Source organism: Shewanella sp. AC91-MNA-CIBAN-0169 (assembly GCF_040310165.1).
Lineage (GTDB): Bacteria > Pseudomonadota > Gammaproteobacteria > Enterobacterales > Shewanellaceae > Shewanella.
The window spans coordinates 1-20279 of record NZ_JBEOPM010000019.1; the positions used below are offsets into that span (position 1 = coordinate 1).

Sequence of the window (20279 nt, forward strand, 5' to 3'; positions counted from 1 at the left end):
TCATTAAAACTGACTACTTGCGCTTTTGCAGGCAAGATCGTAAAAATACTCACAATGGATATCAGTTTAAGGTTGGTCTTCATCGCTATTCCCTGAGTTAACTGTCCAGTTAATCTATTTGTATCGGCTAATTACATAAATAAAATAAATACTTGTATCTGCCAATATTTAGTGGTGTTAGTTGATGAGGTTGTGCGCATTATGATGGTATGAGAACATAATTTAAATATCCAAAAGGAACACATTATGACATTCAGTTATATCATCACTCCTATGCTAACAATAGTATTCACTGTTTAAGATAATGTTGGCTAATATTACTGAATATTTAAACGATTATTTTATTTGTAAAGTATTGATTATTATCTGATAGCAAGGTATAAAATTATTTATAGGCTCCTTGTGGATAATGAAATTAATATGATAGTGTTAATTTTGAATTGTTAATTCGAGTTTTATTTTGAGTTTTATTTTGAGTTGTTGTTTGAATTGTTGTTTGAATTGTTGTTTGAATGCTGTTGCTGTACAGAGATATAGTTTCTTTAATGTGTTATTTGTGATATCAAACTGCCGGTTTACTCAGTTTTTTAGTTGTATTATTTAAGCGTTATTTCCCCAAAATGTGTAATGGATACGCATTAATAAAATGGATTTGTAATGAAAAAACTTTCTTTTCAATTTACGCAATCAATGTCCTTCGAACTATTTCTTAACCTTTATAATTCTGCAATACATCATCGATTAGTTTACTCAACAGTACCTTTTATCTCTGTTATTTATGACATTGTTATTGGCGAGAACGTTTTTTTCAGGATCACTTGCTGCAATATTAGCGATACAGTCCCTCACTGTTCGATGCTGGAGCTGTGATGGATTTCATTTGGTTGTTAGGTTTACTGGCCATCTATATTCCAATCCAAATGTGTATTGATACGTACATTGTGTATCGAACTGACGTACAACAAAAAGGTTGTGATTACCTGTTGGCATTTATTCCGTTGCTGACGTTTGCCTATCCAGAGCACTATTTGTATAGTTTTATCTCTTTAGCGCTCATTGTACTGTATGGCATATCACTGCGTTATTATGCTGCATTTAATGATTGGCTTGATTTTGATCAAGATCGTTTAGCTGGATTGTGTCTCGGTGGGTTGGGGGTTGGTGGCATAATTATCACCGCGAGTTTGATTTACCAATTTGTACAGCATTAACCTAAGATAATGTAGGTTTGACAATTTTATCGCTGAATGGCGTTATGCTTGAGCGACAATTTTTTGATGAAGATTATCCCATTGTTCTGGGAATTTCCCATCTAACATATACACAAATGCAATCAATTCTGCGATTAAAAGATACAGCTCTTTAGGTACTTCATCACCTAATTCTAATAGCTGTAAAAACTCACTTAAGTGTGGATCTTGATGTATATGGATCCCCGCTTCTTTAGCGATTAATATCATCTCCTCGGCAACTAAGTCCTTACCCGTAGCAGTAATTTTAGGGGCACTTTTACCATCAAAACTGAGTGCAACTGCTTGCTGTATTTTTTTCGAGTCATCTTTCATTATGTTCTCTATTAAGCTCTGGTTTTGACTAAATAGTGATCGCCAGGTAATAACGTCGCTGGAATTTGGGCTAACTGTGTTGTGAGCTTACCTGGTGTAAAACCAATTTGTGTAATTTTATCTGACAGTGTTTGGTTAAAACGTTCTACTCTCGTAAGTAGCATTTGGTTGTTGCCTTTAAATTGGATATCAAGCACATCTGCCTGCTTATGAGCACAAATCAATAATGATCCTTGGGCTAAATTAAATTTGAGTTGTAGCTTCCATCCTGCTTTTTTATCTTTGTCTGAATCATTTTCTTGTTCAAATTTACCTTCAAACTGTTCATCGCGTTGGTTGATTGAATAGGGGAGAGCAAAGTACCAAGTCATGGCTTGATTGGGATCGGTGCTTGCATGTTGGTACAGCGCAATACTGTTAGCCAATTGTGCCAAAGAGTCTGCCCCTCCTAACTTATCTAATGCGGCTAACAGACCTGAATTAGCACTGAGTTTACTCAAGGTCCGTTGTTGCAACTGCGCAAGGTGGGCCTGAAGTTTATCGCTGATCCCTGAGCCTGTTGATTTTGTTTTCACCCCTAATAATAACTGGAATAAGGTTGTGATAGCGCTACCAGAAAACAGAGGCGAGGGTTGTGAATTTGTTGAGTGACCTAGCTGAGTGTGGGCAAGATTAAGCGCCGCTAAACTGTATAGCTCACTGCTGAGTAATGCTGGATCACTTAATGCACTTAATGGATGCGGGCTAATTTGTGGCAAATGCTTAAACAGTTCACTGGCCAGATTATGTGGGACTTGTTGGCTTAACTGCTGTTTTATTGGCATCGCACCAGCTTTTGATAATGCTTTATTCAGCACTTCTATTGGTGCAGGGTCACCGTTCATTTTGTTTAATGCGTTGTTGTTGGATGCATTGTTGTTTAATGCGCTGTTGTTTAATGCATTATTGTTTGGTGGATTGCTCTTTGCACTATTGTCTATCGCAGAAGCGGTGTTTGCTTTGGGTGTGTTTTGTTCCGCTAATGATTTTGTCGATAACGATGTTTGCTCTACCGTGTTGGTAGCATTTTTGGCTAGATTGGCTTGCTGAGCCATATTGCTGGTGGTTTTAGTGAGATTCGATTCAGATGATAGTCCTGATGGATTAGGTTGTTGTGTTACCGGCCCCCCGGTTTTTACTGTAGCAATATCTTGGCCGATTTTGGCTGAAAAAGGCGTTAATTCAATAGGCGTTTTTTGTTGGGTATCGCTTCCTTTTACCGCATTATCAAGTGTTGGCAGTGGTGTTGACTCTAGCTTTTTTAGAAATTGGCTGAGGATTTGTGCTGGTTCATTTTTAGTGATGATGATGTTTGCTGCTTGAACAGACTGATCTGTTTGAGGCGTTGTGGTGAGTTTCGTTAAATTAACGGTTATTTCAGCAATGACTGGCGTGAGCGCAAGTTGCAATTGCTGATGCTGCACCACCACCTTAGCTAAATATTGGCCTGAGTTTAACGCGGTGTTTGGCGATAATTGGATGCTTGTGCCACCCGAAAAAGTTAATTTCCCTTGGTCTATTATCGCTGTAGGCAGAGGATAACCTTGAGTTCTGGTTGCCAGCGTTGCGAGTTGTTGTGTTGATACACCATTTTGCTTTGCCAGTTCCTCAAGACCTTGTGGTAAGGAAAGCTGAATGGGTTGTGCCAAAAGCACTAATTGAGTGGTAACTGTTTGGGCGGGTGATGTGGCCGTTGAGCCAGCAGAAGCCGTTGACATTACAGGGGTGGTAGCTTGGTTGTTGATGACTTCTGTTTGGACTACGGGGACATTTGCACTGGAAACGGCACGAGCCACAAGTTTAGCGTGATCGCTTGCTATAACGACTTGCGCTGTCTGTTGTAATAATTTTTGCAGTTCAGCGGTCTTGTTTAGTTGATATTGCTGATTTTCAATGGTGACGTCGAGTTGGGCGTTTGCTGGTGGTTGTAACACTTTGACGGGCAATAATACGGCTGCTAAATCTGATTTAGTGGTCGACGAGCTAGATACCGCGGATTTGTCATTTGAAGTTTTTGTTGGTAAAGAAGGACTATCGGTTTGAGTTTGTTTGCGCTCAGCCAACTTCTGCGGACTTGCATCTGCAGGTTTTATTGTGACGGTATTGACCGTTTTTTGAGGGAGCGTTGTTGGTACAGCCATAGAAATCCTTTCAAACGAACATGTTTGTCTATTGAAATCAATCTACATGTCAGTGAACAATATTAACCACATTTACAATTTTTTGATTGATATTGTCAAATGGCACAGTATCCTTAGCTCCCTGTTACCTTATTGGGGTAACATACAGGGTTTTATTGCCATTACAGTGAATGATTGCTGATAACACAGACGTATGAGTAAGGCCTGACTGATAAATAGTGAATAATAACAGCCTTACACTTGCTTGCTAAATTATATCGACTTGAACAAAAATTGCTTTAATAAAAAAGACAAAAATAGCAGTTTGTTGAGTAGTACCTTTTGTCATTTTAAAGAGAATTATATGAAGTATAAATGGATATTACTTCAGGTGTTTGTTGCCGTTAGCATGCCCGTGTATGCCGAAGCAGAAGCACCTCAAGTTGCCACATCATCACGTCCTGCGGTCGAAATCAAATACAATGATCCTCGCGATCCATTTGAAGAAGTTAACCGCACAATGTGGGACTTTAACTATCTGTTTTTAGATCGGTATATTATTCGCCCAGTTGCCCATGGTTATAAAGACTATGTCCCTAATCCAGTCAGAACGGGTGTTAATAATTTTGTTTATAACCTAGAGGAACCTAGCTCTCTGGTGAATAATACCTTGCAAGGAAAGTGGGGATGGGCTGCTAATGCCGGCGGTCGTTTTACGGTTAATACCACCATAGGTTTACTGGGTTTAGTCGATGTAGCTGACATGATGGGGATGCACCGTAAACAAGATGATTTCAACGAAGTGTTGGGTTATTACGGTACACCAAATGGCCCTTATTTTATGGCGCCGTTTTATGGCCCAATTGTGACAAGAGAAATCGCCTCTGATTGGGTGGATGGTCTATACTTTCCTTTATCTGAGCTAACGATGTGGCAGTCAGTATTAAAATGGGGTTTAAAAGGCTTGGATGCTCGCTCTAAAGCCATTGATCAAGAAAGATTATTAGACAATGCTCTTGATCCTTATGCTTTTGTAAAAGATGCCTATTTGCAGCATATGGATTACAAAGTTTTTGATGGTGATGTGCCATCTAGTCAAGCGGACGATGAGTTACTTGACGAATATTTAGATGAACTAGAATAGTCGAGGCATACAGGCACCTCGGCAGTGTAGTTTGCGAGGTTGTTGTATGGCGCTTACTGATGTCGAGATCCTCTTTGTTGAAGATGACCCGATATTTCGCCATGTCGTTGCTGATTTTTTGCAGCGGCAAGGTGCTCGGGTTCAACAAGCATGTAATGGCGATGAAGGCATAGCCCTTTTTTCCGATGCTATTTTTGATATTGTTATTGCAGACTTAAGCATGCCAGGCCTTCATGGTTTGTCGATGCTTAAACAAATGCAAGATATTAATCCTGCTATACCCGCTATTGTTATTTCTGGTAATGATGTGATGTCTGATGTTGTAGAAGCATTGCGCATCGGTGCCAGTGATTATCTGACTAAACCTATTGCTGATTTATTCATTATTGAGCAGGCAATCATACAAGCGATGATGTCAGCCGCTACGCCGATGAATGTTTCTGGGCAATCGCATTTACAAGAAATGAATGAGTTATCTTACCAAGAGCTTACCGATAACTTATCTTTACTTGAGCAAAATGCTCAAGCGGCCAAAAGTGTTCAGCAGCAGTTATTTCCTGCGTCGCATATCTATTATCCCAAAGCCGAAATCAATTACAGTCTATTTAAAAATAATGATGTTAGTGCTTACTTCATCGATTCTACAATGGTGGGGGAGCATCATTTAGTGATGTATATGGCACACTTTTCACCTGAGGATAATAGCGCCGCTTTTGGCTGTGTCTTATTGCGTAGTTTTATTAATCAAAAACTTAAGTTATTTAGAAATGGTTTAAGTAATACCTTAATCGAACCTAATAATATGTTGTCTTATCTTCATGAGCGTATGGTGAAGTCTGGGTTACATATTAATACCGATATTATTTATGTGTGCCTCGATTTGACCCGCTACCAGTTATCAATAGGGCAGTCTGGTAAAGGATTAAGGTGCTATTTACGTAACGGTAATGAGCTTACTCCTCTAGCATTGCCAGAATCAGCACCTCTTGGCAGTACTGTATGGGATAAGCCGAGTATGCAAACTAGAACCTTGTTACTGGATGAACAAATTTGTATTGGCACACATTTTTATGAGCATAAACAACAACTGCTTGATAACCGTTTTACAGGATTGGTTTATCAATCCGATATTAAAGCCGGTGGCTTTATGCAGTTAGCGTGTCGCTGATCATTGTTTAAGTCTATCTAGACACTAGAAACCTAGAGCGCTGCGCTGCTAGGACGCTTCGCGGCTAGAGGCTATAAAAGCAAACAGCATAGCGAAGTGAACCTAGCAGGACGAAGTCTGCTCTAGCAGCGAAGCGATTCTAGCAGGATGAAGTCAGCTCTAGCAGCGAAGCGAACCTAGCAGGACACAGTCTGCTCTAGCAGCGAAGCGATCCTAGCAGGACGAAGTCAGCTCTAGCAGCGAAGCGATCCTAGCAGGACGCAGTCCGTTCTAGCAGCGAAGCGATCCTAGCAGGATGATGTGGGTATATAAAAAAACCCCTCACAAGTGAAACTTGGAGGGGATTTTATTAAGAATAACAATTACATCAAAACCAATTAACGTTGAATTCCTTCGTGTTCGGCCGTGACTGCAATTTCTTCTTCTAATACTTCTTCTTCAGTCTCATTTTTGTTTTCTGCACCGTGCATCCAGTCAACTAATTTATCTGACATTAGGTATAAAATAATACCTGAGACGACCGCGGTAATACCAATGCCGGCAAAAATTGCCATTGCGTTAGCGAGTTGTTCTTCGACTTCGCCGCCATGGCCAATCAATGAACCGACTAGGCCACCAATTTTGTTTGCAGCAGCAATAAATAGGAACCATGCACCCATCATTAATGATGCAATACGCAGTGGAGCCAGTTTAGTGACCATCGATAAACCAATTGGTGATAAACATAATTCACCCATGGTGTGGAAGAAGTAAGCTCCTACTAACCACCACATGCTTGATTTAACTGAAGCGTCGCCACCCATTTCGAACACTGCGCCCATCATGAATAAGAAACCAATGGCCAGTAAGAATAAACCTAACGCAAATTTAACGGGTGAGTTAGGTTCATTTTTACCTAAGCGGATCCAAATAGAGGCAATCACTGGAGCAAAAACAACAATAAAGATAGCATTGAGTGATTGGAAGTAAGTGGTCGGTACTTCCCACGAGCCAATCATACGATCGGTGAAATTGTTGGTGAACAAGTTCATTAATCCGCCTGCTTGTTCGAAGCCAGCCCAGAAAATAATGGTGAATAACCCCATTACCATAATGACTTTAATACGGTCACGTTCAATCTTAGTTAGTGGTTCACTTCTGGTTTCACCTCTCGCTGCATTTTTTCTTTGTTCTACTTTAGCTGCCGGTTCGGTACCGATGTCGCCAAGTAATTTTTGAGCAAAGAAAAATTGAATAATCAACGATAAAATCATACCAACACCGGCGCAGAAGAAACCTGCTTGCCAGTTATTGATAAACACGTCTTCACCACCAATAACCACTTCATGACCAAATGAAGTGTAAGCCCAAGCAACGATAAAGCCTGACAAGGCTGCACCTAAGTTGATGCCCATGTAAAATATGGTAAATGCGCCATCACGACGGTGATCACCAGCAGGGTATAAATCACCTACCATTGTGGAGATATTTGGTTTAAATAGGCCGTTACCTATAATTAGCGTCCCTAAACCAATATAAAACATAGTGGTTTCTAAACCCGGCATCCAGCTATGTGGTGCTGCAAGCGTAAATTGACCCGCTGCCATTAAGAAGCCACCAATATAAATGGCTTTACGTTGACCCAATACGTTATCTGCTAGCCAGCCACCAATTAATGGTGTTAAGTAAACTAAACCGGTAAAAGTACCATATAGAGATAATGCGTCTGCTTGGCTCCAGCCTAAACCACCACCTGCTTCATTGCTTTGCACTTTATCTACCAAATAAAGTACTAAAATTGCACGCATTGCGTAATAGCTAAAGCGTTCCCATAGTTCTGTTGTAAAAAGCAAGAACAGCCCCTTAGGGTGTCCAAACAATGTACCTTGTGGTTTTGCGTCACTCATTAAGTCTTCCACCTTAAGCTTGTGATTGCCTGTGAGAAAATATCGTCACAGAAATAATTGTTTGCAAGAGTTGTCTATGATTGCCTTATCAACTAACACTTGAAATAACGGGTGTTTGACCGTGATGAAGCAATACTGAGCAACTTTATTGTTTATTTTTTATATTAAATAATGTCAGTTTGACGCTGAATGCTAACCAAACATCAAAAAGCTAACCTTATATACCCTTTTCATGCCGGCAAAGTCAATGTTAATGCGGGGAACAGAGAGGTTAAGCTTGTTATAAAATGTGTCAATACAAACAATCAACTATCAGTAATGTTAGTTATTTGTGTTGTTTTTGTTGCAAAGTTACCTGGAAATTAATAAGGTTTTCTGGCATCGAGCCGATACCTATATCACGCTTAAGTGACATTTCAGTTAAGCATGATGGTGCAAGGTGTTGATTATAAAGTGTTGTCTTTTAATTTCAGCGATAAACAGTTAAAATACGATTCTTTAACAAATTTCGATGTCATGTCGAAGAGGTATTTATGACTATCATTCGAGCTGTGACATTGATTTTAATTGGCTGTTTTATCTGCACTGCCCATGCCTGGGTTGATACAGATTTTGACGGCGTTCCTGATAAAAAAGATGCCTGTAATGATACCCCTGTTAATAGCGTTGTTATGGCAAATGGTTGTATTGATACTGAATTGTTGATTGTTGATGAAGATGCCGAAGATGATGCTGAGTTTGATGAAGCTGAATTAGGTGCGACAGTAACAAATAATTCGGCCCTTATTGCTGAACAATGTCGTCAACAACGAGATGTTTCTGTGGCAGTAGATTGTTTTGGGTCTATTCTTCAACCTGTGTATTTTGATTTTGATAAATCAGTAGTGTTGTTAACTCAGCGACCAACCTTGGTTAGGGTACAGCAATACATTGAGCAACATCCTCAAGTGGCTATTCGTTTAGAGGGACACACTGATAATATTGGTAGTGATGCTGTTAACCGCTCACTATCACTTAAACGTGCAGCCACCATTAAAGATTTACTCGTAAATGAGTACCAATTTCAACCGACGTCGATTGAGATCGTTGGCATGAGTAACAAAAACCCGATCGCGGATAATGCCACTATAGAAGGGCGTCAGCGTAATCGACGAGTAGAATTTATTATATCGGCAGAATAAGACTGCTATTAAAATGGAGAAAGAAATGGAACATATAGAAGGTTTAGATGCTTTAGTGGAGCAGGCACCTGAGTTTTTGATGACTTATGGTCTTAAAGCGCTAGCTGCTATTGTTATTTTTCTCATCGGTAAGTATTTTTCCGGTGTAGCAAAACGCATAACAACCAAATTATTGACCAACCGCAAAGTGGATACAACAGTCGTTTCGTTTGTGGCAAACTTAGCGTGGATGTTGGTGTTTGTATTTACTATTGTCGCCACGCTGGGTCAAGTTGGTGTGCAAACTGCGTCATTGGTTGCGGTTATCGGTGCCGCGGGTTTAGCGGTAGGTTTAGCATTACAAGGTTCACTTTCGAACTTTGCATCAGGTGTATTGATGGTGCTTTTCCGTCCATGTCGCGTAGGTGACTTTATCGAAGCGGCTGGTGTTGCCGGTGTAGTTGATGAAATTACCATTTTCTCAACCCGTTTACGTACTGGTGACAACAAAATGATTATCGCGCCTAACTCAGCGATTATGAACGGCACTATCACCAACTATTCAGCACTAGAAAAGCGTCGTATCGATTTAACGATTGGTGTTTCGTATACTGCTGATATCGCTAAAACTAAGAAGGTATTAGCGGATATTTTAGATAATAATCAGTTTGTGTTAAAAGACCCTAGTTATACTATCGGTCTAGCTGAGCTTGCTGACTCTTCAATCAACTTTGTTGTACGTCCGTGGGTTAAAACACCAGACTATTGGACTGCGCGTTTTGAATTGCTTGAGCAAATCAAGAATGCATTAGATGCAGCTGAGATTGAAATTCCATTCCCACAAATGGATTTGCATGTGAAAGAAGTTCCAGCAAAATAATATTGCAGATAAGTTAATCTTCTAAAAACCAGCATTTGCTGGTTTTTTTATACCTAATATCCGCTCTACTCCCCAAAAACATCCTTAATTGAGTTGTTTTTTGTGCGTCAATAATCATCTAGTTAGTCTTACTTTTACTATTTACTGTTTTTAGCAGCCATAACGCCTTATTTCATAAATATATATTTTTTGAACATATAAAAAATAAATGTTTATGAAAAAATAACCATTTAGCATTGTTAAGCAGCGTTTCCAAGAGGATGATAATTAAAGGTAAGATTTTTGGTTGTCATTGATTAAAAATCTACTGCTGCACCTTTTTTCATCAAATTTCATACTTAGGAGTATCTTAATATGAGTCAAAGTATCGCAAGTTTTATTACTCAAACCCTTGAACAAGCAGGCGTGAAACGGATTTGGGGGGTAACTGGCGATTCACTTAACGGAATTAGTGATAGCTTGCGAAAAATGGGTACGATTGAATGGCTAGGAACACGCCATGAAGAAAGCGCTGCTTTTGCCGCAGGTGCAGAAGCACATATTTCAGGAGAGTTGGCCGTCTGTGCTGGTTCTTGTGGTCCAGGTAATCTTCATTTGATTAATGGTTTGTTCGATTGTCATCGTAATAAAGTTCCAGTATTAGCCATTGCTGCTCATATACCTTCATCAGAAATTGGCAGCAATTATTTCCAAGAAACTCACCCACAAGAATTATTTAAAGAGTGCAGTGTTTTTTGTGAATTAGTTTCCAGCCCTGAACAAATGCCATATTTACTCGAAACAGCCATGCGTCAGGCTATCTTACATAATGATGTTAGTGTGCTGGTGCTTCCGGGAGATATCGCGCTTAAGGCGATGCCTGAAACGACCAAACCAAAATGGAACGTCCCAAAACCTGCTTCTTATATCGCTGATTTAGCTGACACAAAAACACTTGCTACTCACCTTAATAAAAGCGGCAAAGTCACTTTATTGTGTGGTGCTGGCTGTAAAGATGCTCATGATGAAATTGTTGCCTTAGCCGCAAAACTACAAGCACCCATTGTACATGCCATGCGCGGTAAAGAGTTCCTTGAATATGATAACCCTTACGATGTTGGGATGACTGGGTTTATCGGCTTTTCATCTGGTTACCACGCAATGCAACAAGCAGATACGTTGTTGATGATAGGCACCAGCTTCCCTTATCGAGCTTTCTATCCAGAAAACATCACTATCTTACAAATTGATAATCAACCCGCGTCACTCGGGAGACATGTGCAGATTGATTTTGGTGTTCTAGGGGATACCAAAAATACCGTCACTTCACTGCTTGAACTTATTAAGGAAGGCCGTTCTAGCGCTCACCTAGAGCAGTGTGTTAAAAACTATCAAGAATCCCGAAAAGATTTGGATGTTCTCGCCAATGGTAAAACATCACATAATTTAATTCATCCACAATACTTAACCCGTCTGCTTGATGAGCAAGCAGGTCAAGATACTATCTTTACCTGTGACGTTGGCACGCCAACAGTTTGGGCTGCTCGTTATTTATCGATGAATGGTCAACGTCGTTTAATTGGATCATTTAACCATGGGTCAATGGCTAATGCATTGTCACAGGCAATGGGTGCTCAATCACTGGATCGTAATCGTCAGGTAATTGCAATGTGTGGTGATGGTGGATTTTCGATGTTGATGGGAGAGCTACTCTCTCTGAAACAACTTAACCTACCGATTAAAATTATTGTTTATAACAACCGCTCACTGGGTTTTGTCGCCATGGAGATGAAAGCCAGTGGCTACTTATCAAATGATACTGATCTAGAGAATCCAAGCTTTGCAAAAATTGCTGAAGCTTGTGGTCTGAAAGGGATCCATGTCAACGATCCAGGCAAACTACCCGAAGCAATGGCGGAAATGATGGAGCACTCTGGGCCAGTTGTTCTTGAAGTCGATACGGCGAAACAAGAGCTTGCGATGCCACCAAAAATTAAGTTCGAACAGGCGAAAGGCTTTAGCGTTTACATGATGAAAGCGCTAATTAATGGTAAAGGTAATGAAATTGTTGAACTGAGTAAAACCAACTGGTCACGTTAATCAAATCCCGTTCCTGTTGGGCTAGGTCATTTAGCCCTTTAGGAAAGTATATGATCGTTAAGCGTTACATCGTAAAATGCCTTGTCGATATTACAATAACTAATAATGTCTAAACTGTAGATTGAGGCTTATTAAGTCACTAAACTGGCTTTTAAAGAGTATCGAGAAAATTTTATCTAGTAATATCGATTCAAAGTTAAATATATAATATTAAAACTGATTAACTATCTTTATCATAAGAGCACTGAGCCATTAGCTATCATTTGCGTAACTATTGGCTCTAACTATTTCTACTGGTGTCATGTTTACTAAGATCTCTCGTTAGCACCCAGTTCAAACCGCTCATCAGTACCTTTAACAGGAGTTTTCCATGAAGCTATTTTCTACCATTGCAGTGATCACATTATTATCCTCATCGGTTATGAGTGCCCCCAGTTTTGCTGGCGAGAAAACCATGATTACTATGGGGGGAACCCCTGTTGCTTTAGAAGGTAAAATACCGAGTATAAATACGGTTGCACCCTTGTTTACTGTAGTGGATGAAAAGTTTAATCCAGTCAGTTTGAGTGACTTTAAAGGTAAGACGATACTCATTAGCGCGGTACCCAGTTTAGACACTGGCGTGTGTGCATTACAGACCAAACGATTTAATAAAGAGTTTACTCAATATGATGCCAATGTGGTCATGTTAACCATTAGCGAAGACTTACCGTTTGCTCAGAAGCGTTTTTGCCAAACCGAAAATGTGGATAAAATTAAAGTATTGTCTGACTCCGTATGGCGTGATTTTGGCGAAAAGTATGGTTTGTTGATCAAAGACCGTGGTTTATTAGCCCGTTCAATTTTTATTATTGATTCTCAAGGCATATTGAAATATCAAGAATTAGTGACTGAAGTAAGTGAACACCCAAACTACGATGCTGCTTTAGCGGCATTAACAGAAATTTCATCAGCGGCGAAGTAGTTGCGTAGTTTCCATAATGTTGAGTGAAAGAGGATAGAGATGCAGCATGATTGATTTTCGAAGTGATACGGTGACTCAACCGACTGAAGCAATGCGTTTAGCCATGTCGAGGGCGGAGGTCGGTGATGATGTTTATGGTGATGATCCGACCGTCAATAATTTACAAGATATGGCTGCAGAGATGTTTGGCTTTGATGGTGCTCTGTTTGTCAGTTCTGGTACGCAAGCTAATTTATTGGCGTTGATGTCTCATTGTGAACGTGGAGATGAGTATCTTTGTGGTCAACAAGCTCATAACTATAAGTTTGAAGGCGGCGGGGCAGCGGTATTAGGCAGCATTCAACCTCAGCCTCTGAATAATCAAGCTGATGGCAGTATTTTATTGAATGATATTGAAGCTGCGATTAAGCCTGATGACGTGCATTTTGCAAGAACACGGTTATTGAGCTTAGAAAATACCATTGGCGGCAAGGTATTAAACCAAGATTATTTATCCCAGGCACAAAGTCTTGCGTTTAATCGTGGGCTTAAAATCCATTTAGATGGTGCCCGGGTTGCCAATGCTGCGGTTGCGCAGGGCATTGCTATTGCCGATATTACTCAATACTTTGACTCTGTATCGATTTGTTTATCAAAAGGCTTATGTGCACCGATTGGGTCGATTTTGTTAGGCGATGAGCGATTAATTGGTAAAGCGACACGTTGGCGTAAAATGCTCGGTGGTGGAATGCGTCAAGCAGGTATTATCGCTGCAGCGGCTAAGTTGGCGTTAACTGAGCAGGTCGATCGTTTAGCGGATGATCATTACAATGCAAAAACCTTGGCTTTGTTGTTGGCTGAAATGAGTGAGTTTGCTGTCGATGTTAGTTTGGTGCAGACCAATATGGTTTTCGCCACACTCGCAGAACATATCGACCCTAAAATGCTTACTGCCAAACTGGCCGATAAAGGCATTATCATTAGTCCGAGCCGACAGTTGCGCTTGGTGACTCATAAAGATATTAGTGCTAATGACATCAGTGTTTTTGTGAATACGTTGAAGCAAATTATTCGCTAATCAATATCAGTTAATATTCATTTTAAAGGCCATACTCAGTGTGGCCTTTTTCTTTTTTGGTGCGAAGATGCATTTATTTTGGGCATTCTGAGAATTTTTTAATTTGAAAATCTATCTATCGCATTGATTTTTATAGCTTAATATACTTGGCTTGATCGTTGCTACTTATTTAGAGGTATGCGCCTAACGACGCAAAATTAATAAGTCAGATAATGAGGTCACTATGAAATATTTCTCACGTCATATCATCATGCCTATTCATCTTAATAGCACTCAAAGCTTATGTTGTGGCCAGTTATTAAGTTGGGTTAATGAGGAAGCAACAATTTTTGCCAGTTGCCAAATGCGCAGCCAATTCCATATTGCCAAAGTGATATCGGAAATTAATTTTATGGCACCGGCACAAACAGGCGACATTATCGAGTTTGGGTTTGAGCTAGTAAGCTTAGGTCAAAGTTCAGTCACTGTTCGCTGTAAAATACGTAATAAAGTCAATCATGCGCCGATTGCTTTCATCGATAAGATGGTATTTGTCAACGTGAATGAGAATGGCTTACCCATTCCGCACGGTATGCGAGCCAATGCCGCTTAATTGTATTTCTATTATCGTGGGTTCGTGTTCGTAAGTATGTGTTACGACAGGGCAAGAACTTATAGCCATTGACAATAAAACCGCAAAAAATAAGGAGCTATGATAGCTCCTTAATGTTGATGGTAAATAGACTTGATGTATTATTCGACTTTAGCGATACGCTGTTGATAATCATCGATTAAATGCTCCATTATTTGATTCGGAGAAGCATCTTGGCAGCAGTTGTCTAAATAGATTTTAAAAGTGACAAGGGCATGGCCATCATGCTTAAGGCGGCTACTTTGCATGGCAAAATAAGCTTCTTCATTATCGGCCTTTCGAACCACAAAATCGTCTAGTTCAAATGATTTGGTGCCAGAGAGGTTGTGCCATTTAGTGATACGGTCTAGAGCAATTTCACAAGATTGGTTTACTTCGATATGGTTGAGCCATGTTGCAGCTTGTTCGTTTTCTTTATAGTGCGGGCATCGAACGGTGTAATTATATATATGAGTGATTGCTGTCATTGTTTACCTACCTATTCGCTATCTAAGTGTTTTCACTATAGACCTTATTTTTTATATTGGTCAATCCTTATTTCAAGAACTTAGATCTAAGCATCACTTTTTACTAAATTAAAAATAAGCTGTTGTCATTGTTGATTTTTTACATTAAACGGCAGATAAAAAAGCCCGTAATAAAATACGGGCTTTATGCTGTGCTATAAAACGAGTTAACCCCAATTCGAGTTATTAAATAGGATAAGTAAGCCAAAATCTGAATATTTGGCCTATCTATCGCCAAACTGATTATTTGTGTTGCTAACAAGACTCTGCTCTACTGACGAATAGTGTCAATAGCGAGTCTATTGCAAGTCTATTGCAAGTCAATACAACGTAGTTAGCGGGACAAATAACGGTTTACTTACCGTTGCTTGTCCCGAGCTGATGTTAGTTATAAAGCGTTAGTGAAAATTTGACAGATCTCTTGATGTGTTGCCTGCTTCGGATTAGTAAACCCACAAGCATCCTTAAGAGCATTGTCTGCTAAAGTTGGGATGTCTTCAGCTTTTACGCCTAACTCAGTTAAATTTGCTGGAATATTAACGGCTTTTGACAATTGCTTAATCGCGTCAATTGCCGCTTTAGCGCCTTGCTCATCTGTCATTGCTGTTATGTCGACACCCATAGCTTTTGCTACATCAGCTAAGCGTGCTGGCACAACTTGAGCGTTATAGGTTTGGACATGGGGCAGCAATAATGCGTTACATACCCCGTGTGGTAAGTCATAAAAACCGCCAAGTTGATGTGCCATAGCATGTACATAACCAAGGCTAGCGTTATTAAAGGCCATGCCCGCTAAAAATTGCGCATAAGCCATATTTTCTCTGGCTTGAATATCATCACCTTGTTTAACGGCATTGATTAAATTAGCTTGGATTAGTTCGATGGCTTTGATTGCACATGCGTCGGTGATGGGATTGGCTGCAATAGAGACATAGGCTTCAATTGCGTGTGTCAATGCGTCCATTCCGGTAGCCGCAGTCAGCGATGCTGGTTTTTCAAGCATCAATTCAGGGTCGTTCACAGATAGAATTGGTGTGGTATTTTTATCGACAATGGCCATTTTAATGTGCCTTGCTTCATCGGTAATAATACAAAAACGGGTCATTTCACTTGCTGTGCCTGCAGTTGTGTTAATCGCGACTAACGGCATTTGGGCTTTAGTTGATACATCCACACCTTCATAATCTTTAATGCTACCGCCGTTGGTGGCCACGAGTGCGATTCCTTTAGCGCAATCGTGCGGTGAACCGCCGCCTAAAGAAATAATCACATCACACTGATTGGCTTTTAGTAGTTCAAGGCCTGCAGCAACATTACCTGTTGTTGGGTTAGGTTGAACGCCATCAAAAATAACCACTTCAATACCATTGGCATTGAGTTTATCTGCAACCTTTGCCACTAAACCAATACTCACTAGTGGTTTGTCGGTGACAATAAGTGCTTTGGTAAATCCAAACGCGTTGATGTCTTTAATCGCTTCATCTACGCTGCCTTGACCCAGAATGTTGACGCTTGGAATGAAAAATTTAGTCGCCATATTGATTGTCCTTTATATAGAATTAAGTTTTCTCTGAATTAAACATACCAATAACATTGCAGTTATTATGTGACGTGAAGCTCGTTAACGTCGATTAAGTCACAATCAATAGGCCGTTTTATTACCAACACGACATTTTCCAAGTAACTGTGATCTAGGGTGATATTTTTGACACCGACACTATGGTTGGTCGGTTATTGTGCATTTTGTTGTGTTGGATAGGATGACAATTTCTCTTAAATAATATTATCGAAATTTCAGATGAATATTATGCCCTTTATATATAGAATGGTTCACGGTATAAAGACGATAAATCATAGTGTTAGTTTACTTCTACTATACTAAATAGAGACAGCTTGGATGCTACTGTGCTTGTTAAGGATGGATAAGGGAAATGTATAGATGTTTGGTCTAAATGTTTTTTTCTCAATTTTAGAAAATGCAGCGCTATTACTTGCGCTAGTTTATGTTTACTCACTCTCTCCTTCGCATCAACGTAAGGTGACACCTTTTTTATGGCAATTTTTAATGGGCGCAGTTATTGGCACTATTGGCGTTGTTATTATGATGGATCCCTTGGTTCATCAACAGGAAATATTGTTTGATGCCCGCTCGGTAGTACTCTGTTTAAGTGGACTGTTTTTTGGAGGTATTCCAACATTTGTCGCAACCATTATCATGGCGCTTTATCGCTATCATTTGGGTGGCGTTGCTGTATGGGTTGGTATATTTGCGTTAAGCAGTAGTGCGGTCATTGGATTAGTGTGGCGTCGGTACCGTCGGCATGAATTAGATCAAATTCGTTATCGTGAATTCTACCTTTTTGGCGTTATTGTTCATTCCCTATTGTTGTTATGGCTATTTTTATTGCCATTTGATCAAGCGTTACACGCTATCAGTGTTGTGTCTTTGCCTATCATGCTGGTATTACCTTTATTGACTATGGTCATCGGTCATTTACTTGCAAAAATAGTGTTTCGTGGGCGCGATATTCAAGTTAAATTACAAGAAGATTTTCTTTTCAACCATCAATTTGATATTGGCAATATTGGTATTTCTATTACCACTAAAACTAAGCATTGGTTGAGAGTTAACCCTTATTTATGTCGAATGTTCGGTTACAGCGAAAATGAATTAAAGGCGTTAACGTGGGCTGAATTAACACACCCAGATGATTTGAATAAAGATTTATTATTATTTGAGAAAATGAGTAAAGGCGAACTCAATGAATATGAAATTGATAAGCGTTTTATTGCCAAAGATGGTTCGGTCATTTATACCCATGTGACCATCGCCTGCCGCCGTCATGTTCAAGACAATACTTTCCTAGTTATTGCCGGTTTTCTTGATATCACTCATCAGAAACAGGCCGAACAAGATTTATTGCAAAGTAACGAGCAACTTGCGCTGGTACTCGATAGCAGTGAGTTAGGCGTGTGGGACTGGGATGTACAACACAATCGAATTCGTACGAATCGATACAGTGCTGACATTTTAGGTTGCTCAATGGAAGAGCTTAATCAGCATCCTAAATTGTGGATAAATGCGATACAGCTAAAAGATAAATTTAAGTTTCTTCGCAGCATTAATGAAATTGTAAAAGGTCGCTGTATAAGCCAACGAGTGGAATATCAATTAACTAACATGGACGGCGACAGTCGGTGGATTTTGCAAACAGGAAGAGTGGTTGACGTTGATGATAAAGGTAAACCGCTTAGAATGTGTGGTACTCATAGTGATATCACTGATATCAAGCAGGTTGAAGACTCGCTAAGTATTGCAGCATCTGTATATCAAAACTCCAGTGAAGCCATGAGTGTGTTTACTGCAAAGGGCATTATCATTGATTCAAATCCTGCCTTTTTTTTTATCACTGGATTCAGTCAACAAGACATACAAGATCAGCATTTACGTATGTTTGAAACAGATCTTCAACCCCAACATTTTTATCAACAATTAAGCCAACAGCTTAGCCAGCAGGGACATTGGCATGGTGAAGTGTGGATGCGTCGTAAAAATGGTGAAAATTACCTTATCTTATTAACCATTAATTCAATCATCCGAACAAAGTCGCAGGCTGCGCGATTTGTTGCGTTGTTTTCCGATATTACCGAGAAAAAGCAAACTGAAGAGTTGATATGGCGCCAGGCTAATTATGATGCACTTACCGGTTTGCCAAATCGTAGGATGTTGTTAACATTTTTGAATCAAGAGGTATTCCATTCTGACCGACAGCATAATCATTTTGCATTGATGTTTTTAGACTTGGATTTTTTTAAAGAGGTTAACGACACGTTGGGCCATGATATGGGCGATGTATTGTTAATTGAGACGGCGGAACGCTTAAAAAACAGCGTACGCGAAACCGATGTTGTCGCCCGTCTAGGTGGTGATGAATTTACCATAGTGTTAACTAACCTTGAAGATACTCATGGGGTAGAACGTGTTGCACAACAAATACTTAAACGACTTGCAGAGCCTTATTTATTAGGTGATCAAACGGCCTATATTAGTGGCAGTATTGGTATTACGTTATTTCCAGACGATGCCAACACAACCGAGGCATTATTGAAGAATGCCGACCAAGCCATGTATTCGGCAAAATCCCATGGTCGTAATCGGTTTAATTATTTTATCTCCGCAATGCAAGACGATGCACAAAAGCGGATGGCGTTGATTCAAGACCTTAAAGTGGCGATTATCCAGCAGCAATTTGAGTTGTATTATCAGCCTATTGTGGATTTAAGCTGTCAGCAGATCATCAAGGTGGAAGCGTTAATTCGTTGGAACCATCCAACAATGGGGTTAATTCCACCGGCAGATTTTATCTCTATTGCTGAAGATACTGGGATGATAATCGATATTGGCAATTGGGCTTTTTATCAAGCCTGTGAGCAAGTCGCAAAATGGAAGACACAATTTAATCACCATATTCAGATTAGTATTAATATGTCACCAGTACAGTTTAAAGACGAGTCGACCGATGTTGAAAATTGGCTTAAACACATGTCTTTACTCGCGCTGCCTACCAATAGCATTTGTATTGAAATCACTGAAAACCTACTACATGACATTGAACCTAATGTTGAGGCTAAATTGCAGGCTTATAGTGATGCAGGTATGCAATTGTCGCTTGATGACTTTGGTACTGGCTATTCATCATTACCCTATTTAACCAAATATAATGTAGATTATCTTAAGATTGATAAATCTTTTGTGGGTCGATTGGCTGCCAAAAACAATGATATGTGTTTGTGTGAAGCGATTATTGCAATGGCTCATAAACTCGGTATCAAAGTCATTGCCGAAGGTGTTGAAACCGAAAGTCAACGGCGTTTATTGGCGTCTGCTGGTTGTGATTATGGCCAAGGATATGTATTTTCGCATGCCTTGTGCCGCGATGATTTTGAGCAAAAGTATTTAGTGGAAAAAGTAATACCATTGCAGGTTAGTCAGCAGATATAACGTTAGTACTGTGACTGTTCATTCAAAACCGGCGTGACCCATCGTGATGATATGGCTAATGCCATCACTAATGTAATA

General features: G+C 39.8%; 15 protein-coding genes. 10 read left to right on the forward strand and 5 right to left on the reverse strand.

The features are described from left to right. The first annotated feature begins 869 nt into the window (after positions 1-869). Positions 870-1211 (forward strand): hypothetical protein, encoded by a 342-nt coding sequence (locus tag AAEY98_RS15700; protein ID WP_101086466.1) that lies wholly within the window; start codon positions 870-872, stop codon positions 1209-1211. 42 nt (positions 1212-1253) lie between these two features. Here AAEY98_RS15700 and AAEY98_RS15705 read toward each other — a convergent pair whose 3' ends face one another. Together AAEY98_RS15705 and AAEY98_RS15710 are read right to left on the reverse strand one after the other, a co-directional pair. Next, positions 1254-1565: an EscU/YscU/HrcU family type III secretion system export apparatus switch protein gene (locus AAEY98_RS15705; RefSeq protein WP_041413136.1), complete on the reverse strand. Its 312-nt coding sequence runs from the start codon at positions 1563-1565 to the stop codon at positions 1254-1256. A gap of 11 nt (positions 1566-1576) precedes the next feature. Next, entirely contained in the window at positions 1577-3745 is a 2169-nt protein-coding gene (locus AAEY98_RS15710; RefSeq protein ID WP_351018082.1) for a hypothetical protein, read from the reverse strand. Between the two features lie 388 nt (positions 3746-4133). Here AAEY98_RS15710 and AAEY98_RS15715 point away from each other — a divergent pair, with 388 nt between their 5' ends. Together AAEY98_RS15715 and AAEY98_RS15720 are read left to right on the forward strand one after the other, a co-directional pair. Beyond that, positions 4134-4868, forward strand: coding sequence for an MlaA family lipoprotein (locus tag AAEY98_RS15715; protein WP_392343271.1), 735 nt, complete (start codon positions 4134-4136; stop codon positions 4866-4868). A gap of 46 nt (positions 4869-4914) precedes the next feature. Continuing rightward, a complete protein-coding gene (locus AAEY98_RS15720) occupies positions 4915-6036 on the forward strand; it encodes a response regulator (protein ID WP_101086469.1) in 1122 nt (373 codons plus the stop codon). A gap of 377 nt (positions 6037-6413) precedes the next feature. Here the strand turns inward: AAEY98_RS15720 and AAEY98_RS15725 are convergent, their stop codons facing one another. Next, positions 6414-7922, reverse strand: coding sequence for a peptide MFS transporter (locus AAEY98_RS15725; RefSeq protein ID WP_101086470.1), 1509 nt, complete (start codon positions 7920-7922; stop codon positions 6414-6416). Between the two features lie 533 nt (positions 7923-8455). On the opposite strand from AAEY98_RS15725, the gene AAEY98_RS15730 reads away from it, so the two are divergent. The 6 genes from AAEY98_RS15730 (at position 8456) to AAEY98_RS15755 (ending at position 14654) form a co-directional block, all read left to right on the forward strand. Then, positions 8456-9103 (forward strand): OmpA family protein, encoded by a 648-nt coding sequence (locus AAEY98_RS15730; RefSeq protein ID WP_101086471.1) that lies wholly within the window; start codon positions 8456-8458, stop codon positions 9101-9103. A 25-nt stretch (positions 9104-9128) separates the two neighbouring features. Next, entirely contained in the window at positions 9129-9962 is an 834-nt protein-coding gene (locus AAEY98_RS15735) for a mechanosensitive ion channel family protein (protein ID WP_194956191.1), read from the forward strand. 354 nt (positions 9963-10316) lie between these two features. After that, on the forward strand, positions 10317-12041 hold the full coding sequence (gene poxB, locus AAEY98_RS15740) for a ubiquinone-dependent pyruvate dehydrogenase (RefSeq protein ID WP_101086472.1): 1725 nt from the start codon (positions 10317-10319) through the stop codon (positions 12039-12041). Between the two features lie 370 nt (positions 12042-12411). After that, on the forward strand, positions 12412-13005 hold the full coding sequence (gene tpx / locus AAEY98_RS15745) for a thiol peroxidase (protein WP_101086473.1): 594 nt from the start codon (positions 12412-12414) through the stop codon (positions 13003-13005). A gap of 46 nt (positions 13006-13051) precedes the next feature. Beyond that, positions 13052-14062, forward strand: a complete 1011-nt coding sequence (gene ltaE, locus AAEY98_RS15750) for a low-specificity L-threonine aldolase (protein ID WP_101086474.1) — start codon at positions 13052-13054, stop codon at positions 14060-14062. A 223-nt stretch (positions 14063-14285) separates the two neighbouring features. Then, positions 14286-14654, forward strand: a complete 369-nt coding sequence (locus AAEY98_RS15755) for an acyl-CoA thioesterase (RefSeq protein ID WP_101086475.1) — start codon at positions 14286-14288, stop codon at positions 14652-14654. A 140-nt stretch (positions 14655-14794) separates the two neighbouring features. Here AAEY98_RS15755 and AAEY98_RS15760 read toward each other — a convergent pair whose 3' ends face one another. Beyond that, positions 14795-15160 carry a cytoplasmic protein gene (locus AAEY98_RS15760; RefSeq protein WP_101086476.1) on the reverse strand — a complete coding sequence of 122 codons (366 nt, stop codon included), beginning with the start codon at positions 15158-15160 and terminating at the stop codon, positions 14795-14797. 427 nt (positions 15161-15587) lie between these two features. After that, entirely contained in the window at positions 15588-16736 is a 1149-nt protein-coding gene (gene yiaY, locus AAEY98_RS15765; protein WP_351018086.1) for an L-threonine dehydrogenase, read from the reverse strand. 402 nt (positions 16737-17138) lie between these two features. Between yiaY and AAEY98_RS15770 the strand changes: the two genes are divergently transcribed. Further along, positions 17139-20201 carry an EAL domain-containing protein gene (locus tag AAEY98_RS15770; RefSeq protein WP_351018089.1) on the forward strand — a complete coding sequence of 1021 codons (3063 nt, stop codon included), beginning with the start codon at positions 17139-17141 and terminating at the stop codon, positions 20199-20201. Positions 20202-20279: the final 78 nt, after the last annotated feature.